This is a genomic window from Mycobacterium sp. NGS66, assembly GCF_059812225.1.
The window spans coordinates 250,370-266,070 of sequence record NZ_JCALCG010000003.1 but is presented as its reverse complement, the minus strand read 5'-3'; the positions used below and the strand labels follow the sequence as shown (position 1 = coordinate 266,070).

Sequence of the window (15,701 nt, the reverse complement as noted above, 5' to 3'; positions counted from 1 at the left end):
ATGGCCCTGGCGATTGTCGACGAGCTCGCCCCAGCCGAAGACCCTGCGCTACAAGTGATTTCGGATGCGGCCGGGCGGATGCGGGTGCGGGTGGCCTGGGTCCACTCCGATCACCGCCGCGCCGTCGCGGTCGAGGAGGCGGTCGCCAAACAGAACGGTGTCCGGGTGGTACACGCCTACCCGCGCACCGGGTCGGTCGTCGTCTGGTACTCGCCCAAGCGCTGCGACCGCGCGGCGGTGCTGGCGGCCATCAGCGAGGCCGCGCACGTCGCACCGGAGCTCATCCCCGCCCGTGCGCCGCATTCGTCGGAGATCCGCAACGCCGACGTGCTGCGCATGGTGATCGGCGGCGCCGCGCTGACCCTGCTGGGTGTGCGCCGCTACGTCTTCGCTCGGCCGCCATTGCTGGGCCCCAGCGGCCGGGTGGTCGCCACCGGGGTCACCATCTTCACCGGCTACCCGTTCCTGCGCGGTGCGCTGCGCTCACTGCGCTCGGGTAGGGCCGGCACCGACGCGCTGGTCTCGGCAGCCACCGTGGCCAGCCTCATCCTGCGCGAGAACGTCGTCGCCCTCACCGTGCTGTGGCTGCTCAACATCGGCGAGTATCTGCAGGACCTGACCCTGCGGCGGACCCGGCGGGCCATCTCCGAGCTGCTGCGCGGCAACCAGGACACCGCCTGGATCCGCCTGCTCGACCGCACCGAGATCCAGGTGCCGATGGACACCGTTCAGATTGGCGACGAGGTGGTGGTACACGATCATGTCGCCATCCCGGTCGACGGCGAGGTGCTCGACGGCGACGCGATTGTCAACCAGTCCGCCATCACCGGGGAGAACCTGCCGGTGTCGGTGACGGTCGGAAGTCGCGTGCACGCCGGTTCGGTCGTCGAGCGCGGCCGGCTGGTGGTGCGCGCCCGCGCCGTCGGCAAGCAAACCACCATCGGTCGCATCATCACCAGAGTCGAAGAGGCGCAACATGATCGGGCGCCGATCCAGACGGTCGGCGAAACCTTCTCCCGCCGTTTCGTGCCGACGTCTTTCATCGTCTCGGCCGTCACCCTGCTGATCACCGGGGACGTGCGGCGGGCGATGACGATGCTGCTGATCGCCTGCCCCTGCGCGGTGGGCTTGTCGACCCCGACCGCGATCAGCGCCGCTATCGGCAACGGCGCACGCCGCGGCATCCTGATCAAGGGCGGATCGCACCTCGAGCAGGCGGGCCGGGTGGACGCGATCGTTTTCGACAAGACCGGAACGCTCACCGTGGGTCGGCCGGTTGTCACCAATATTGTTGCCATGCATAAGGATTGGGAACCCGAGCAGGTGCTGGCCTACGCCGCGAGCTCGGAGATCCATTCTCGCCACCCGCTGGCCGAGGCGGTGATCCGCTCGACGGAAGAACGCCACATCCTCATCCCGCCGCACGAGGAGTGCGAGGTGCTGGTCGGCCTGGGCATGCGGACCTGGGCCGACGGCCGGACCCTGCTGCTGGGCAGCCCGGGCCTGCTGCGCTCGGAAAAGGTGCGGGTGTCCAAGAAGGCGTCGGAGTGGGTGGACAAGCTGCGACGCCAGGCCGAGACACCGCTGCTGCTCGCGGTGGACGGCAAGCTGGTGGGCCTGATCAGCCTGCGCGACGAGGTGCGGCCCGAAGCCACCACTGTGTTGAAGCAGTTGCGCGACAGCGGCGTTCGCCGGATCGTCATGCTCACCGGGGACCATCCGGAGATCGCCAGGGTGGTCGCGCAGGAGTTGGGCATCGACGAATGGCGCGCCGAGGTGATGCCCGAGGACAAGCTCGAGGTGGTGCGCGAGCTGCAGGACGCGGGCTACGTCGTCGGAATGGTCGGTGACGGCATCAACGACGCCCCGGCCCTGGCGGCGGCCGACATCGGGATCGCCATGGGCCTGGCCGGAACCGACGTTGCCGTCGAAACCGCCGACGTGGCGCTGGCCAACGACGATCTGCACCGCCTGCTGGATGTGCGGGACCTGGGTGCGCGGGCGGTCGACGTCATCCGGGAGAACTACGGCATGTCCATCGCGGTGAACGCCGCGGGACTGCTCATCGGCGCCGCCGGGGTGCTCTCACCGGTGCTCGCCGCGATCCTGCACAACGCGTCATCGGTGGCGGTCGTGGTCAACAGCTCCCGGCTGATCCGTTACCGGCTGGACTGACGTGTCGCGAGCACCCCGTCAGCAGCCGCAGTCCAGGCCGCGCCAGGCCCGCACACCGGACCACATCGCGATCGCGGCGATAGCGAGCCCGATCACCGGGTCGACCCACCAAGCACCCGACCAGGTGGCGGTGACCGCCAGACCGACCAGCACGCCGGCGGCCTGAGCAGCACACAGATAGTTCTGGGTGCCTTCGCCCTTCGTCGCCCCAGAGCCGAGCCGGGCGCCCAGTTTGTGTTTCACCCAGCCCAACGTCGGCATCAACACCAAAGCCAGCGCCGTCAGCGCGATACCGATCACCGAGGTCTCGGCGTGCTTACCCTCGGCCAAATGGTGCACCGATTCGGCGGCGATATACGGCGCGGTCAGCCAGAACGACACCGCGACCCCACGTTGGGCCCGTCGCTCGGACTTGTCGCAATGGGTGCGTGCGCCGCTGAACCGCCAGATCACCATCGCGCTGGCCAGCCCCTCGGGCGCACTGCCCAGCACCCACCCGGTCAACGCGATCGACCCGACGGCCAAACCCTGCCACAGCCCGATGGCGCCTTCGGACAACATCACCACCAGGCTCAACCAGGCCAATCGCCGCGCCCACCGGGCACTGCGCTGCCATCCGGCGTCACGGGTGGCAGACACCGGCACGGCGGATCGGTCGCAGCAGGCATCGTCGATTCGGGCCCGGGACTGGCCGAGCGAACCGGAAGTAGTCGCCGACTGCATCTCACGATGCTAAGGGCAGCACGGGCCAAACGCCGGAAAGCGTGGCCAGCCGAGGCAAAGGCCGGCTTTCCCGTCTGCTCGCCACCGGCCCGCGGTGTGTCGTTAATCTGTCTAACCAGTAGGACGGGACGGACGGAGAATCTTCGAGCGATGGCGCGCACCGACAACGACACCTGGGACCTGGCTACCAGCGTGGGAGCCACCGCCACCATGGTGGCCGCCGGACGCGCCCGGTCCACCCGGGCCGGCCTGATCGACGACCCGTTCGCCGAGCCGCTGGTGCGTGCGGTGGGCATCGACTTCTTCACCCGATGGGCCAGCGGCGACCTCGACCCGGAAACGGTCGACGATCCGGCAGCGCCGTGGGGTCTGCAACGCATGACCGACCTGCTCGCCGCCCGCACCCGCCACATCGACGCCTTCTTCGTCGAGGCGGCTGCGGCAGGGATCCGCCAGGTGGTGATCTTGGCCTCCGGCCTGGACGCGCGTGGATATCGACTGAAGTGGCCGGCGGGCACGACGGTATTCGAGATCGACCAACCGCAAGTCATCGAGTTCAAGTCCGCGACCATCGCCGGCCTGGGCGCAGAGCCGACCGCCGACATCCGCGCCGTCCCCATCGACCTGCGCCACGACTGGCCGTCGGCGCTCCGCCAGGCCGGGTTCGATGCCGAGCGGCCCGCCGCGTGGGCCGCCGAGGGCCTGCTCGGGTTCTTGCCGCCCGACGCCCAGGATCGGTTGCTGGACAACGTGACCGCGCTCAGCGCCGACGGCAGCCGGCTGGTGGCCGAGATCTTCCTGGGTTCGGACGCCAACCAGCAGGCCCTGAACGCCGCCGCGGTGAAGTGGCAGGAGCACGGTCTCGACGTCGCACTGGAAAACCTGGGCTTCCCCGGTGCGCGTCACGACGTCGCCAGCTATCTAAACCAGCGTGGGTGGCAGACGGAGCGGACGTCGCTGCATCGGTTGTTGGTCGACAACGGCTTTACGCCGTTCACCGACCCGAACGACCTCGAAGCACCCTTCGCCCAGAACTACTACTGCGCCGCGGTGTTGCACCGGGATTGAGGAACTGCGATGTCGAACAGCGACGCGCCCAAGCCACTCGACGGGTTCCGGGTGCTGGATTTCACCCAGAACGTCGCCGGCCCGCTGGCCGGACAGGTGCTGGCCGACCTGGGCGCCGAGGTCGTCAAGATCGAGGCCCCCGGCGGTGAGGCAGCCCGCCACATCACCGCCGTCCTGCCCGGGCGCCCCCCGCTGGCCACGTATTTCTTGCCCAACAACCGGGGCAAGAAGTCGGTGGCGGTGGACCTGACCGACGAGGAAGCCAAGCAGCAGATATTGCGCCTGGCCGACACCGCCGACGTGGTGCTGGAAGGGTTTCGGCCCGGCGTCATGGAGAAGATGGGCCTGGGCCCCGACGATCTGCGGTCCCGCAATCCCAAGCTGATCTACGCCCGGCTGTCGGCCTTCGGCGGCAACGGCCCGCACAGCAGCAGGCCGGGAGTCGACCTGATGGTCGCCGCCGAGTCCGGCATGACCACGGGAATGCCAACCCCGGACGGCAAGCCGCAAATCATCCCGTTCCAGCTGGTCGACAACGCCAGCGGTCACGTACTGGCGCAGGCGGTGCTGGCCGCGCTGCTCAACCGGGAGCGGCACGGCGTGGCCGACACCGTGCGGGTCGCTATGTACGACGTCGCGGTGGGGCTGCAGGCCAACCAGCTGACCATCCACCTGAACCGCCCGGCGGACACACCCGCCGCTTCGGGGCCGGACCAGCCCGCGAAAGCCAAGCGGCGCAAGGGCGTCGGATTCGCCACCCAGCCCTCCGACGCCTTCCGGGCCGCCGACGGGTACCTCGTCCTGTCCGCGTACGTGCCCAAGCACTGGGCGAAGCTGTGCGAGATCATCGGCCGCCCCGACCTGCTCGAGGACGAGCGGTTCATCGACCAGCGCGCACGGGCGATCAACTATCCCGAGTTGACCGAGGAATTGGAGTCCGCCCTGGCCGCCAAGACCGCCGCCGAGTGGGTCGAGCTGCTGCATGAAGGCGGACTCATGGCCTGTCTGCCCTACACCTGGAAGCAGGTCGTCGACACCCCGCTGTTCGCCGAGAACGACCTCGCGCTGGAAGTCGGCAGCGGAGACAGAGCGATCACGGTGATCCGCACGCCGGCGCGCTACTCCAGCTTCAGCGCCGTGGCCGCTGATCCCCCGCCGGTGCTCGGCGAGCACAACGACACATTTCTGGTCGAACCTTGAGTTAAGGACAAATGTGCATTATTTGAATTCTTGGAATTCTTTGAATTGTTGATGAATCCGCTTCGCATTCATCGCATTTGCGAAGTGATGGATAAGGATCTCTCCAGGATGCTGTAGGGGGGAGCAACATATTTGCTGCCCTTAAATTTGGTCGATTCATGTCCAACGGCGAGCGCTCTCGACTGCCGCCGGCCACCTGACTGACCGGTTCGAGGAGTCATACCATGACCGCCGACGTCACGAGTCAACCCGCGACCACCGGCGCCGCCAAATTTGTCGGTGCCTTCAAGTCGCGCGCCTGGCGGCCCGACCTGCGGCACGATATTCCGTCCTCGATCGTCGTGTTCCTGGTGGCGCTGCCGCTTTCGCTGGGTATCGCGATCGCCTCCGGGGCTCCGTTGATGGCGGGCTTGATCGCTGCGGTGGTCGGCGGCATCGTCGCCGGAAGCCTCGGTGGCTCACAGCTGCAGGTCAGCGGCCCGGCCGCGGGCCTCACCGTGGTGGTGGCCGGCCTGATCAGCGACTTCGGCTGGCAGATGACGTGCATCATCACCATGTGCGCCGGTGCGATTCAGATCCTGTTCGGCGTGGTCAAGGTGGCGCGCGCCGCGCTCGGCGTCGCCCCGGTGGTGGTGCACGCCATGCTGGCGGGTATCGGCGTCACCATCGTCTTGCAGCAGGTGCACGTCCTGATGGGCGGCTCGTCACGCAGCTCGGCGTGGCGGAACATCGAGGCATTGCCCGCCGGCATCCTGCACCACGAGCTGCACGAGGTGATCGTGGGCGGAATCGTCATCGGCATCCTGCTGTTGTGGCCCAAGCTGCCCGCCAAGATCCGCTTCGTTCCCGGCGCCCTGGTGGCCATCGTCGTCGCGACCGCGGTCGCCGAACTGGCGGGGCTGGAAGGTGTGGACCGAATCAACCTCTCCGGCAACTTCTTCCATGCCATCGGCTTGCCGCATCTGCCCCCCACCGCCCCCGGCGGAGTGCCGTGGACGCACGAGATCGGTGCCATCGCCCTGGGTGTCGTCACCGTTGCCCTGATCGCCAGCGTCGAATCGCTGTTGTCGGCAGTTGCCGTCGACAAGCTGCACAACGGCCCGCGCGCGAACTTCAACCGGGAGATGATCGGCCAGGGCAGCGCCAACATGGTGTCGGGATTGCTGGGTGGGTTGCCGATCACCGGGGTCATCGTGCGCAGCTCCACCAACGTGGCCGCCGGTGCTCGCACCCGGGCCTCGGCGGTACTTCACGGCGTATGGATCCTGCTGTTCGCGTCGCTGCTGACCGATCTGGTGGAGCTCATTCCCAAGGCGGCGCTGGCCGGGCTGCTCATCGTGATCGGCATCCAGCTGGTCAAGCTGGCTCACATCAAACTTGCCTGGCGCACAGGCAATTTCGCGGTGTACAGCATCACCATCGGATGCGTGATATTCCTGAACCTGCTCGAGGGTGTGGCCATTGGCCTCGGCGTGGCGATCTTCATACTGTTGACGCGGTTGGTACGGGCCCCCATCGAGGCCCGGCCGTATGGCGACGCCGAGTCGAAAAACTGGCGCATCGACATCGACGGCACGCTCAGCTTCCTGCTGTTGCCGCGACTGACCACGGTGCTGTCCACCATGCCGCCGGGGTCTCAGGTGCGGCTCACCCTCAACGCCGACTACATCGACGAGGCGGTCTCCGAGGCCATTTCCGATTGGCGGTTGGCTCACGAGGCGACGGGCGGGGCCGTGGTCATCGTCGAGACGTCGCCGGCGACGCTGCACCACGCGCACACCAGCCGGCCCAAACGCCACTACCGGCGCCCGCCGGCCGAGGCTGTGTCGCGCAACGGCGACCACGGCGGCCATGGGGACGCCGGGGTTTCGATTCTCGACGGAGTCGACGCCTACCACCGCAACGGCCGCGGCGAGCTGTACCCGCGGCTTGCCGAGCTGACCGAAGCGACGACACCGAGTGCGGTGTTTCTCACCTGCGCCGATTCCCGGGTCCTGCCCGACGTGATCACCGCCAGCGGGCCCGGCGACCTGTATATCGTCCGCAACGTCGGCAACCTGGTTCCCGCCGATGCGACCGACCGATCGGTCGACGCCGTGCTGGACATCGCGTTCAACCAGCTTGGTGTGACTTCCGTTGTGGTGTGCGGACATTCGTCGTGCCGAGCGATGCAGGCCTTGCTTTCCGGGCCTGGTGGCGCCGGCGATCACACGGCCATCGGCCAGTGGCTGGAACATGGACGCGACACCCTCGCCGCGTTCCGGGACCATCACCCGGCGCGTGCGAGTGCGGAGTCCGACGGCCGCAGCGAAGCCGACCAGTTGAGCATCGTGAACGTGGTGGTGCAGATGGAAAAGCTGGCCAATCACCCGATCTTGGCCTCCGCCAAGGCCGCCGGCGCTTTGAAGGTCTACGGCATGTTCTTCGACATCTCGACGGCCCGCGTCTACGAGGTGAATCGGCACGGCATCGTGCGCCCCGTCGAGCCGGCCGGCACGCTTTAACCTCAGCTTTGCGGCAGCCGCACGACCTGAAGGAAGAACTCGTCGATTTGCCGTACCGCGCTGATGAATTGGTCGAGGTCGACCGGTTTGGTGACGTAGGCGTTGGCGTGCAGTTGGTAGCTGCGCAGAATGTCCTCCTCGGCCGAGGAGGTGGTGAGCACGACGACCGGGATGCGGGACAGGTCGGGGTCGGACTTGATCTTCTCCAGCAGTTGCCGGCCGTCGTATTTCGGCAGGTTCAAGTCGAGCAGGATCAGGTCGGGCCGCGGCGCGTGCTGGAACTCGCCACGCCGGTAAAGGTAGTTCAGTCCCTCCTCGCCGTCGTGCGCGACGTGCAGTCGGTTGCTGAGCTTGTTGTGCTCGAACGCTTCCCGCGTGATGAGCTCGTCGCCCGGGTCGTCTTCGACGAGCAGAATCTCGATCGGCCGGCCGTTCGGAATCATTCGCGTCCTCCTTCGTCAGGGTCCCCCGCGCCGGCCACCACCGGCTCGGCACCGGGCGCAGCTTCAGGCACCGTGAATTCGAACCGTGTTCCGTCGCGGTAGGACGTGTCGATCCCGATGGTGCCGCCGTGGTGCTCGACGATCTTCTTGCACAGCGCCAGGCCCACGCCGGTCCCGCCGTACGCGTCGCGGCCGTGCAGGCGCTGGAAGATCAGAAAGACTTTGTCGGTGAACTCTTCCGCGATGCCGATACCGTTGTCGGTGACGGTGAAGACCAGGTCGTCGGCCCGCTGGTGGCAGTCGATGACGACGCGGGGTGGGCGATCTTCCCGGCGGAACTTGACCGCGTTGCCAATCAGGTTCTGCCACAACATGGTCAGCAGCATCGGGTCTCCGGTGATGTGCGGCAGCCCGTGTTCGGGGCGCACGATCCGGGCGTCGGATTCCTCGATCGCGGTGGCCAGATTCGCCAGTGCGGCATCCAGCGCGGCGTCGAGGTCCACGTCGGTGCTCATGGTGCCCAGCCTGCCGACCCGGGAGAAGCTGAGGAGGTCGTTGATCAGCACCTGCATGCGCTTGGCTCCGTCGACCGCGTAGCCGATGTATTCGGCGGCTCGGTCGTCGAGCTGGTCGCCGTACCGCTTCTCCAGCAGCTGGCAGAACGAGGTGACCTTGCGCAGCGGTTCCTGCAGATCGTGCGACGCCACATACGCGAACTGCTCGAGCTCGGCGTTGGATCGCCGCAACTCGGCCGTCTGCTCGTCCAATTGCGCTGTCGCGGAACGTGATACGTCTAACGCCTGCACGATGCGCTGACGCATGTTCTCCACGTCGATCGCCATATCCCGAATGTCCTTCGGGCGCCGCGGCGCTGCAATGCGCTCACCGAAGTTGCCCTCGGTGATCCGTCGGCACGCCGAAGCCAGGGCGGCCAGCGGCCGGGTGACTGCCCGGCGAGTCAGCACACCCAGCAGGACCGCGGTGATGCAGAACAGCAGCACCATCGCGGCCAGCACGGTGTCGCGCCACTCGGCGATATTCCGGGCCTGGCCGACGGCCTGCTGCTGCGCCTCGGCCAGATGCGCGTTCTGGGTGTTGAAAAGCTCACGCAGATGGTCGAATTCGGCCTTGCCGCGCTCCGCCATCGCGCGAGTTATCAGATTGGGCGTCGTTGGCGTCACGTTCGCGATGACGGGCTCGGCGTAGTTCGCCCGCCACACGTGCGCGGCCGCCTCGATCGCATCCAGGTCGGCGATCAGATCGGAACGCTGGCCGATGCGGTGCCGAATGTCCTGGGCCGCAATCTGTTCGGCATGCTGCCCGTCGTAATACGGGGTGAGAAACTGGCGATCGGCGGAGATCAGGTAACCGCGGGTGCCGGTTTCCTGGTCGCGCAATGCCGACTGCAGCTGGCCCGCGGCTATCCGGGCCGGCGAGATGCCGTCGGTCAGCCCGTGCGACACGGCGTCGGCGCGATGCAGCAACACCGCCCCCACCGCCGCACCCGCGAGCACCAGCGCACCCATGCTGACGAGCACCAGCAATTGCCATTCCCGCACGGTGAGCTGCAATTCCCGCAACGGATCGAACTTGCGGCTCACCTCGCGGTCCGCTCCACCCGCAGCACGGCAACGTCGTCGGTGAGGCCGCCGAGCGGCTGCGCCAGTCGCTGTGCCCCGTCGATGAGCGCGTCGACGAACGCCGGCCCGGGCAAGTGGGCGTGCCTTCGGGCCAACGCGAGCAGGCCGTCTTCGCCGAGCCGTTCATTGCCGCGGCCCGAATAGCCCTCGAAGAGCCCGTCGGTGAGCAGCACCAGCCCGTGACTGGCCGGCAGCACCAGCTCGTGCTCCGGCCAGTCGGCGGCCCGCAGGCCCAGCGCCGGCCCGCCCGGCGGGACGATCCATTCCACGCCGCCGGGCGCGTCGGGGCCGTGCAGCAACAGGCCGGGATGACCGGCGCGGGTGGCGGTGATCGGTTGGCCATCGACGCCACCGGTGGCAACCGGAACGGCGAGGCTGAGCACCGTCGCGAAGATTCCTCGGCCCGCCCGCTCGGCATGCAGGACCCGCTCGAGGTGCGACATCAGCTCACCGCCGTGCACGCCGGCAAGCGTGAGCGCACGCCAGGCGATCCGCAGGGCCGCGCCCAGTGCGGCCTCGTTGGGTCCGTGCCCGGCGACGTCACCGATCACGACGTGGACCGTGCGGTCGGAGGTCTGCACGACGTCGTAGAAATCCCCGCCCAGCAACGCGTCCTCGCGGCTGGGCCGGTATCGGGCGACGATCTCGACACCGGGGTTCTCGAGCAGCAGCGGAGAAGGCAGCAGGCCGCGTTCCAGCAACGCGTTTTCGCGGGCCCGGAGTTGGCTTGCGCGCAGGTCGGCGGCGATCAGCTCGGCGCGTTTGCGCTCGATCGCATAAAACAGCGCACGCCGCAGCACATCGGGTTCGACGCGGCCCTTGACCAGGTAGTCCTGCGCGCCGGCGGCAACAGCCGACGCCCCGAAGTTCTCGTCGTTCAGCCCGGTCAGCACGACGATGGGGACCGTGGCGTCATGTTTGGCGATCCGGTCCAGCGCCTCGATGCCATGGGCATCCGGCAGGTGCAGGTCCAGCAGTACACAGTCAGGCCGGGCCGAAGAGAGCTCGCGCTCTGCGTGTGCCATCGATTGCGCCCACACCACGCGGATATCGGCGACCGTATCGGCGATCAACTCTTCCACCAGCACCGCGTCGGCCCGGTCGTCCTCGACCAACAGCAACGACAGCGACTGCACATGCGCCGCCTGGGCGACCGGAGCTCGCACGGGCATCAGTGCCCTGCCGCGCACGGGTGGTTCACGTCATACTTTCCGCAGGTTGGAGGCCATCGGGAAGGCCGAGAACGCGGGTACCTGTGGCCGTACGCATGGTCTCGCCAGCCCGACTGGTGGTTGCCAATTACGCGGCCTTGGTCCTAAAGCCTCAGTGGATGGTATGCGGTGGCGCTGAGCTTTTCGCGACCTCCCCCAGAGTGTCGCGTAAGGATCAGCCTTGGTCGTGCCGTCGTTCGGTTTCGGCCATCGCGCGCGCGACGTCGGCCTCCTCCCGCCGGTCAGCCGCTCTCCCGCGCTCCGTCTCTGCGTCTATGCGTTGCAGCCGCTCGCGCTCACGCTCGGCAGACGTGCCCTCGCGGTCGTCCGCATCGCGCTCTCGTTGATCTGCCACCTGTTCGCGGTCGTTGGCGATTCGGTCTCGCTCATCAGCGATCCGATCTCGCTCGTCAGCCTGCCACTCGCGGCTTGCCAGGTCGGCTTCACGAGCCGCGATGGCTTTCTCGCGCTCGTCGAGTTCGGCCGGTCGGCGATCGGGTTCACCGGGCGTGTCGGTGGAGTCTTCAGCGACCACGACTCAGGTTAACGCGCCAGGCCAGGATCGTCGCGTAACCGTCGACTTCCCCTCGACGGCGCCGAATCAGCGCAGCAGCGCCCGCGACATCACCACCCGCTGAATCTGGTTGGTGCCTTCGTAGATCTGGGTGATCTTGGCGTCGCGCATCATTCGCTCGACCGGGAAGTCGGTGGTGTAGCCGGCGCCGCCGAACAGTTGCACGGCCGATTCGGTGACGTCCATGGCGGTGTCGGAGGCGAAGCACTTGGCCGCCGCGGAGATGAACCCGAGATTGGGCTCACCGCGTTCGGCGCGGGCTGCGGCGGTATAGACCATCAAGCGGGCCGCCTCGACTTTCATCGCCATGTCGGCCAGCTCGAATTGCACACCCTGGAATTCCGAGATCGACTTGCCGAACTGCTTGCGCTCCTTGGTGTAGGCAACGGTGGCGTCCAGCGCACCCTGCGCGAGCCCGACGGCCTGCGCCCCCACCGTGGGGCGGGTGTGGTCGAGGGTCTGCAGCGCGGTCTTGAACCCGGTACCAGGCTCGCCGATGATCCGATCGCCGGGGATGCGGCAGTTCTCGAAGTACAACTCGGTGGTCGGCGAGCCCTTGATGCCGAGTTTCTTCTCCTTCGGGCCGATGCTGAACCCCTCATCGTCTATGTGCACCATGAACGCCGAAATGCCGTTGGCGCCGCGGTCCGGGTCGGTCACCGCCATCACGGTGTACCAGGTCGACTTGCCGCCGTTGGTGATCCAGCACTTGGTGCCGTTGAGAATCCAATCGTCGCCGTCGGCCTTGGCGCGGGTGCGCATCGAGGCCGCATCACTGCCGGCTTCACGCTCGCTCAGCGCATAGGACGCCATCGCCCCGTCCTGGGCGATCGACGGCAACACCTGCTTCTTCAGCTCTTCGGAGCCCTGCAGAATCAGGCCCATGGTGCCCAGCTTGTTCACCGCCGGGATCAACGAGGCCGATGCGTCCACGCGCGCCACCTCTTCGATCACGATGCAGGCGGCTACCGAGTCCGCGCCCTGACCGCCGTACTGCTCGGGGATGTGCACGGCGTTGAAACCCGACGCGTTCAGCGCCGCCAGCGCCTCCTCCGGGAACCGGGAATTCTCGTCCACCTCGGCCGCGTAGGGAGCGATTTCCCGCTCGGCCAAAGCGCGGATCGCCGCCCGCAGTTCCTCGTGCTCCTCCGGCAGTTTGTACACATCGAACGACGGATCTCCGGCCCACGCAGCCATGTCAGCCTCCTTATGACTCGTCGGTGACCTTATCGTGCAGCTGCTGCAGAGCAGCATCCTTGGCCCGGACGGTCTCGGCCAGGCGGTCCTGGAAGGCGATGACTCGGGCGCGCAGCTGCGCGTCGTCGGATGCCAGGATGCGCACCGCCAGCAAGCCGGCGTTGCGGGCTCCACCGATCGACACCGTGGCCACCGGAACCCCGGCCGGCATCTGCACGATCGACAGCAGCGAGTCCAGGCCGTCCAGCCTTGCCAGCGGCACCGGCACCCCGATCACCGGCAGCGGCGTCGCGGCGGCGACCATCCCCGGCAGGTGGGCGGCACCGCCGGCGCCGGCGATGATCACCTCGATACCGCGGTCGGCCGCGCCGCGGGCATAGTCGAACATCGCCGCGGGCGTGCGGTGCGCCGAGACCACCCGAACCTCGGTGGGAATGTCGAACTCGGCCAGCGCGTTGGCGGCCTCTTCCATCACCGACCAGTCGCTGTCGCTGCCCATGATCACCCCGACCCGCGGTGCTTCAGTCATCTGCGCCGCTCCTCTTCATCGCTTCGCTATCGCCACTGCGCATGTGACAACCAGTGTGCGGCCAGTTCGGCGCGTTCTCGCAGCTCGTCGAGGTCGGCACCGACGAAGTTGACGTGCCCGACCTTGCGGCCGGGGCGCTCTTCCTTGCCATACAGATGAACCCGCGCATCCGGCATGCGGGCGAACAGGTGGTGCAACCGCTCGTCGACGGTCATCGCCGGCTGCTGCCGCGCGCCGAGCACATTGGCCATCACCGTGATCGGAGCAAGGGCGGCGGTGTCTCCCAGCGGGTAGTCGAGCACCGCACGCAGATGCTGCTCGAACTGGCTGGTCCGCGACCCGTCCATGGTCCAGTGCCCGGAGTTGTGCGGTCGCATCGCCAGCTCGTTCACCAGCAGCGTGCCGTCGACGGTTTCGAACAGCTCGACGGCGAGGACCCCGACCACGCCGAGTTCGTCCGCCAACCGCAACGCCAGCTGCTGTGCGTCGGTGGCCAGGTCGTCGGGCAGGTCCGGCGCTGGCGCGATCACCTGAACGCAGATGCCGTCGCGCTGCACCGTCTCGACTACCGGCCAGGCTGCGCCCTGGCCGAAGGATGAGCGCGCTACCAGCGCCGACAGTTCGCGCTGCAGTTGCACGTGCTCCTCGGCCATCACCGGCACCCCATCGGCCAGGAAGTCGGCCGCGATCTCGCGGGCGTGCAACGGGTCGCGAGCCATCCGCACACCGCGCCCGTCGTACCCGCCGCGGACCGCTTTCACGACCACCGGGCCGGCGATGCGCTGCGCGAAGGCATCGAGTTCGTCGACGCTCTGGATTCCTGCGAACCGCGGCACCGGCGCACCCAGCGCCTCCAGCCGCTGCCGCATCACGAGCTTGTCCTGGGCATGCACCAGCGCCTCCGGCGGCGGTGCCACGGCGACGCCCTCGGCCACCAGCTTCTCCAGCAGCTCGCCCGGCACCAGCTCATGGTCGAAGGTCAGCACGTCGGCTCCGGTCGCAACCCGGCGCAGGTCGGCAAGATCGGTGTGCGAGCCGATCACCACATTGGGGCTGACCTGTGCGGCGGGTTCATCCGGGCTGGTGGCCAGCACCCGTAGCGTCTGTCCCAACGCAATCGCGGCCTGGTGCGTCATCCGGGCAAGCTGGCCGCCGCCCACCATCGCGACCAACGGCGTTCGTGTACTCGGCACGGCCATCATCGTGTCACGGGGCCTGACCGGCGTGTTAGCGGCTGCGCGACCGAATCGTTATGTACGATTTTGCGCCCCTTTTGCATTACTCCGTAGACTGGCGTGCTGTGTCCTTTGCCGATGCCACGATCGCGCGTCTTCCCCAGGTGCTTCAACCTTTTGCGCTGCGCCATCACGAGCTGATCAAATTCGCCATTGTCGGCGGCACCACTTTCATCATTGACTCGGCGATTTTCTACACGCTGAAACTGACGATTCTCGAGCCCAAGCCGGTGACCGCCAAAGTGATAGCCGGCATTGTCGCGGTCATCGCGTCCTACATCCTGAACCGGGAGTGGAGCTTCCGCGACCGCGGTGGCCGCGAGCGCCACCACGAGGCGCTGTTGTTCTTTGCGTTCAGCGGCGTCGGAGTGTTGCTGAGCATGGCGCCGCTGTGGATCTCCAGCTACATCCTGCAGCTGCGGGTCCCGACGGTGTCGCTGACTGTGGAGAACATCGCCGACTTCATCTCGGCCTACATCGTCGGCAACCTGCTGCAGATGGCGTTCCGCTTCTGGGCGTTCCGGCGCTGGGTGTTCCCCGACCAGTTCGCCCGCAACCCGGAGAAGGCGCTGGAATCGGCGCTCACCGCGGGCGGCATCGCCGAGGTCTTCGAGGACAACTTGGAGGACGGCAACGTCACGCTGCTGCGGGCCTGGCGCAACCGCAGAGCCAACCGGTTCGCTCAGTTCGGCGAGCCCGACGGGCCGGTGTCGAAGACTTCGTGATACAGCAGCCTGTGCACCTCGCGCAGCCGCGGAATGTCAGGAAACTCCAGCGGATCCTGTGCGGCTGACTCGATGATCAGGGTCCCGGTACGAAACATCCGCTCCAAAATCTTGTCCCGGAACTCCACGCTGTTGATCCGTGCCACCGGGATGTCGATCCCGCTTCGGGTCAGCACGCCGTGCCGATACATCACCCGCCGGTTGGTGACGACGAAGTTGGTTGTCAGCCAGCTCAGAAACGGCCACAGCGTCAGCCACCCGATCAGCACCAGCCAGATTGCCCCGACGACTCCGTAGATGATGTTCTTGGTCAGCTGCGGCCAATGCGTCGAGTTGACGACGGCGACGCCGAACACCGCCAGTCCCGTCCCGAAGATCAGCACCAGCGCCGGCCCGATCAGTCGCTTCCAGTGTGGATGGTGGTGCAGCACCACCTGCTCGCCTTTGGCCAGGACATTCTCCGGATAGCCCACCTGG

14 protein-coding genes are annotated in these 15,701 nt (G+C 67.4%); 6 read left to right on the top strand and 8 right to left on the bottom strand.

Translation table 11 applies throughout. From position 1 onward, the window contains the following. Complete coding sequence (ctpC, locus tag AC5Y2L_RS09095) at positions 1-2,175, top strand: manganese-exporting P-type ATPase CtpC (protein ID WP_499933472.1); 2,175 nt, start codon at positions 1-3, stop codon at positions 2,173-2,175. An 18-nt stretch (positions 2,176-2,193) separates the two neighbouring features. Here the strand turns inward: ctpC and AC5Y2L_RS09090 are convergent, their stop codons facing one another. Then, positions 2,194-2,814, bottom strand: a complete 621-nt coding sequence (locus AC5Y2L_RS09090; RefSeq protein ID WP_499933897.1) for a cation efflux transmembrane domain-containing protein — start codon at positions 2,812-2,814, stop codon at positions 2,194-2,196. A gap of 234 nt (positions 2,815-3,048) precedes the next feature. Here AC5Y2L_RS09090 and AC5Y2L_RS09085 point away from each other — a divergent pair, with 234 nt between their 5' ends. The 3 genes from AC5Y2L_RS09085 to AC5Y2L_RS09075 all read left to right on the top strand — a co-directional run bounded on the left by AC5Y2L_RS09085 (position 3,049) and on the right by AC5Y2L_RS09075 (position 7,670). Next, the gene (locus AC5Y2L_RS09085; RefSeq protein ID WP_499933473.1) at positions 3,049-3,966 is read left to right on the top strand and encodes a class I SAM-dependent methyltransferase; all 918 of its coding nucleotides are present in this window, start codon (positions 3,049-3,051) and stop codon (positions 3,964-3,966) included. A gap of 9 nt (positions 3,967-3,975) precedes the next feature. Next, positions 3,976-5,166 (top strand): CoA transferase, encoded by a 1,191-nt coding sequence (locus tag AC5Y2L_RS09080; protein WP_499933475.1) that lies wholly within the window; start codon positions 3,976-3,978, stop codon positions 5,164-5,166. Between the two features lie 224 nt (positions 5,167-5,390). Then, complete coding sequence (locus AC5Y2L_RS09075; RefSeq protein ID WP_499933476.1) at positions 5,391-7,670, top strand: SulP family inorganic anion transporter; 2,280 nt, start codon at positions 5,391-5,393, stop codon at positions 7,668-7,670. Positions 7,671-7,672: 2 nt separating this feature from the next. On the opposite strand, the gene AC5Y2L_RS09070 is transcribed toward AC5Y2L_RS09075, so the two are convergent. The 3 genes from AC5Y2L_RS09070 to AC5Y2L_RS09060 form a co-directional block, all read right to left on the bottom strand. Further along, positions 7,673-8,113 (bottom strand): response regulator, encoded by a 441-nt coding sequence (locus AC5Y2L_RS09070; protein WP_499933478.1) that lies wholly within the window; start codon positions 8,111-8,113, stop codon positions 7,673-7,675. Continuing rightward, entirely contained in the window at positions 8,110-9,639 is a 1,530-nt protein-coding gene (locus AC5Y2L_RS09065; RefSeq protein ID WP_499933898.1) for a sensor histidine kinase, read from the bottom strand. Before AC5Y2L_RS09065 ends, AC5Y2L_RS09070 begins: the two co-directional genes overlap by 4 nt. Positions 9,640-9,710: 71 nt before the next feature. Further along, positions 9,711-10,925, bottom strand: a complete 1,215-nt coding sequence (locus AC5Y2L_RS09060; RefSeq protein ID WP_499933480.1) for a PP2C family protein-serine/threonine phosphatase — start codon at positions 10,923-10,925, stop codon at positions 9,711-9,713. 220 nt (positions 10,926-11,145) lie between these two features. Between AC5Y2L_RS09060 and AC5Y2L_RS09055 the strand changes: the two genes are divergently transcribed. Next, positions 11,146-11,511, top strand: a complete 366-nt coding sequence (locus tag AC5Y2L_RS09055; protein WP_499933481.1) for a hypothetical protein — start codon at positions 11,146-11,148, stop codon at positions 11,509-11,511. A gap of 54 nt (positions 11,512-11,565) precedes the next feature. Here AC5Y2L_RS09055 and AC5Y2L_RS09050 read toward each other — a convergent pair whose 3' ends face one another. From AC5Y2L_RS09050 to AC5Y2L_RS09040, 3 genes are read right to left on the bottom strand one after another with little or no spacing between them, the layout of a single operon-like run. Further along, positions 11,566-12,735, bottom strand: a complete 1,170-nt coding sequence (locus AC5Y2L_RS09050) for an acyl-CoA dehydrogenase (protein ID WP_499933482.1) — start codon at positions 12,733-12,735, stop codon at positions 11,566-11,568. A gap of 10 nt (positions 12,736-12,745) precedes the next feature. Beyond that, positions 12,746-13,264: a 5-(carboxyamino)imidazole ribonucleotide mutase gene (purE, locus tag AC5Y2L_RS09045; protein ID WP_499933483.1), complete on the bottom strand. Its 519-nt coding sequence runs from the start codon at positions 13,262-13,264 to the stop codon at positions 12,746-12,748. A gap of 26 nt (positions 13,265-13,290) precedes the next feature. Further along, positions 13,291-14,466 carry a 5-(carboxyamino)imidazole ribonucleotide synthase gene (locus tag AC5Y2L_RS09040; protein ID WP_499933485.1) on the bottom strand — a complete coding sequence of 392 codons (1,176 nt, stop codon included), beginning with the start codon at positions 14,464-14,466 and terminating at the stop codon, positions 13,291-13,293. Between the two features lie 98 nt (positions 14,467-14,564). On the opposite strand from AC5Y2L_RS09040, the gene AC5Y2L_RS09035 reads away from it, so the two are divergent. Continuing rightward, a complete protein-coding gene (locus AC5Y2L_RS09035) occupies positions 14,565-15,224 on the top strand; it encodes a GtrA family protein (RefSeq protein WP_499933486.1) in 660 nt (219 codons plus the stop codon). Here the strand turns inward: AC5Y2L_RS09035 and AC5Y2L_RS09030 are convergent. Further along, entirely contained in the window at positions 15,182-15,697 is a 516-nt protein-coding gene (locus AC5Y2L_RS09030; protein ID WP_499933487.1) for a PH domain-containing protein, read from the bottom strand. The genes AC5Y2L_RS09035 and AC5Y2L_RS09030 overlap by 43 nt on opposite strands. Between the last annotated feature and the right edge of the window lie 4 nt (positions 15,698-15,701).

Coding starts and splice junctions, on each gene's coding strand:
- ctpC (WP_499933472.1), top strand. CDS start 1: ATGGCCCTGGCGATTGTCGACGAGCTCGCCCCAGCCGAAGACCCTGCG.
- AC5Y2L_RS09085 (WP_499933473.1), top strand. CDS start 3,049: ATGGCGCGCACCGACAACGACACCTGGGACCTGGCTACCAGCGTGGGA.
- AC5Y2L_RS09080 (WP_499933475.1), top strand. CDS start 3,976: ATGTCGAACAGCGACGCGCCCAAGCCACTCGACGGGTTCCGGGTGCTG.
- AC5Y2L_RS09075 (WP_499933476.1), top strand. CDS start 5,391: ATGACCGCCGACGTCACGAGTCAACCCGCGACCACCGGCGCCGCCAAA.
- AC5Y2L_RS09070 (WP_499933478.1), bottom strand. CDS start 8,113: ATGATTCCGAACGGCCGGCCGATCGAGATTCTGCTCGTCGAAGACGAC.
- AC5Y2L_RS09065 (WP_499933898.1), bottom strand. CDS start 9,639: ATGGGTGCGCTGGTGCTCGCGGGTGCGGCGGTGGGGGCGGTGTTGCTG.
- AC5Y2L_RS09060 (WP_499933480.1), bottom strand. CDS start 10,925: ATGCCCGTGCGAGCTCCGGTCGCCCAGGCGGCGCATGTGCAGTCGCTG.
- AC5Y2L_RS09050 (WP_499933482.1), bottom strand. CDS start 12,735: ATGGCTGCGTGGGCCGGAGATCCGTCGTTCGATGTGTACAAACTGCCG.
- purE (WP_499933483.1), bottom strand. CDS start 13,264: ATGACTGAAGCACCGCGGGTCGGGGTGATCATGGGCAGCGACAGCGAC.
- AC5Y2L_RS09040 (WP_499933485.1), bottom strand. CDS start 14,466: ATGATGGCCGTGCCGAGTACACGAACGCCGTTGGTCGCGATGGTGGGC.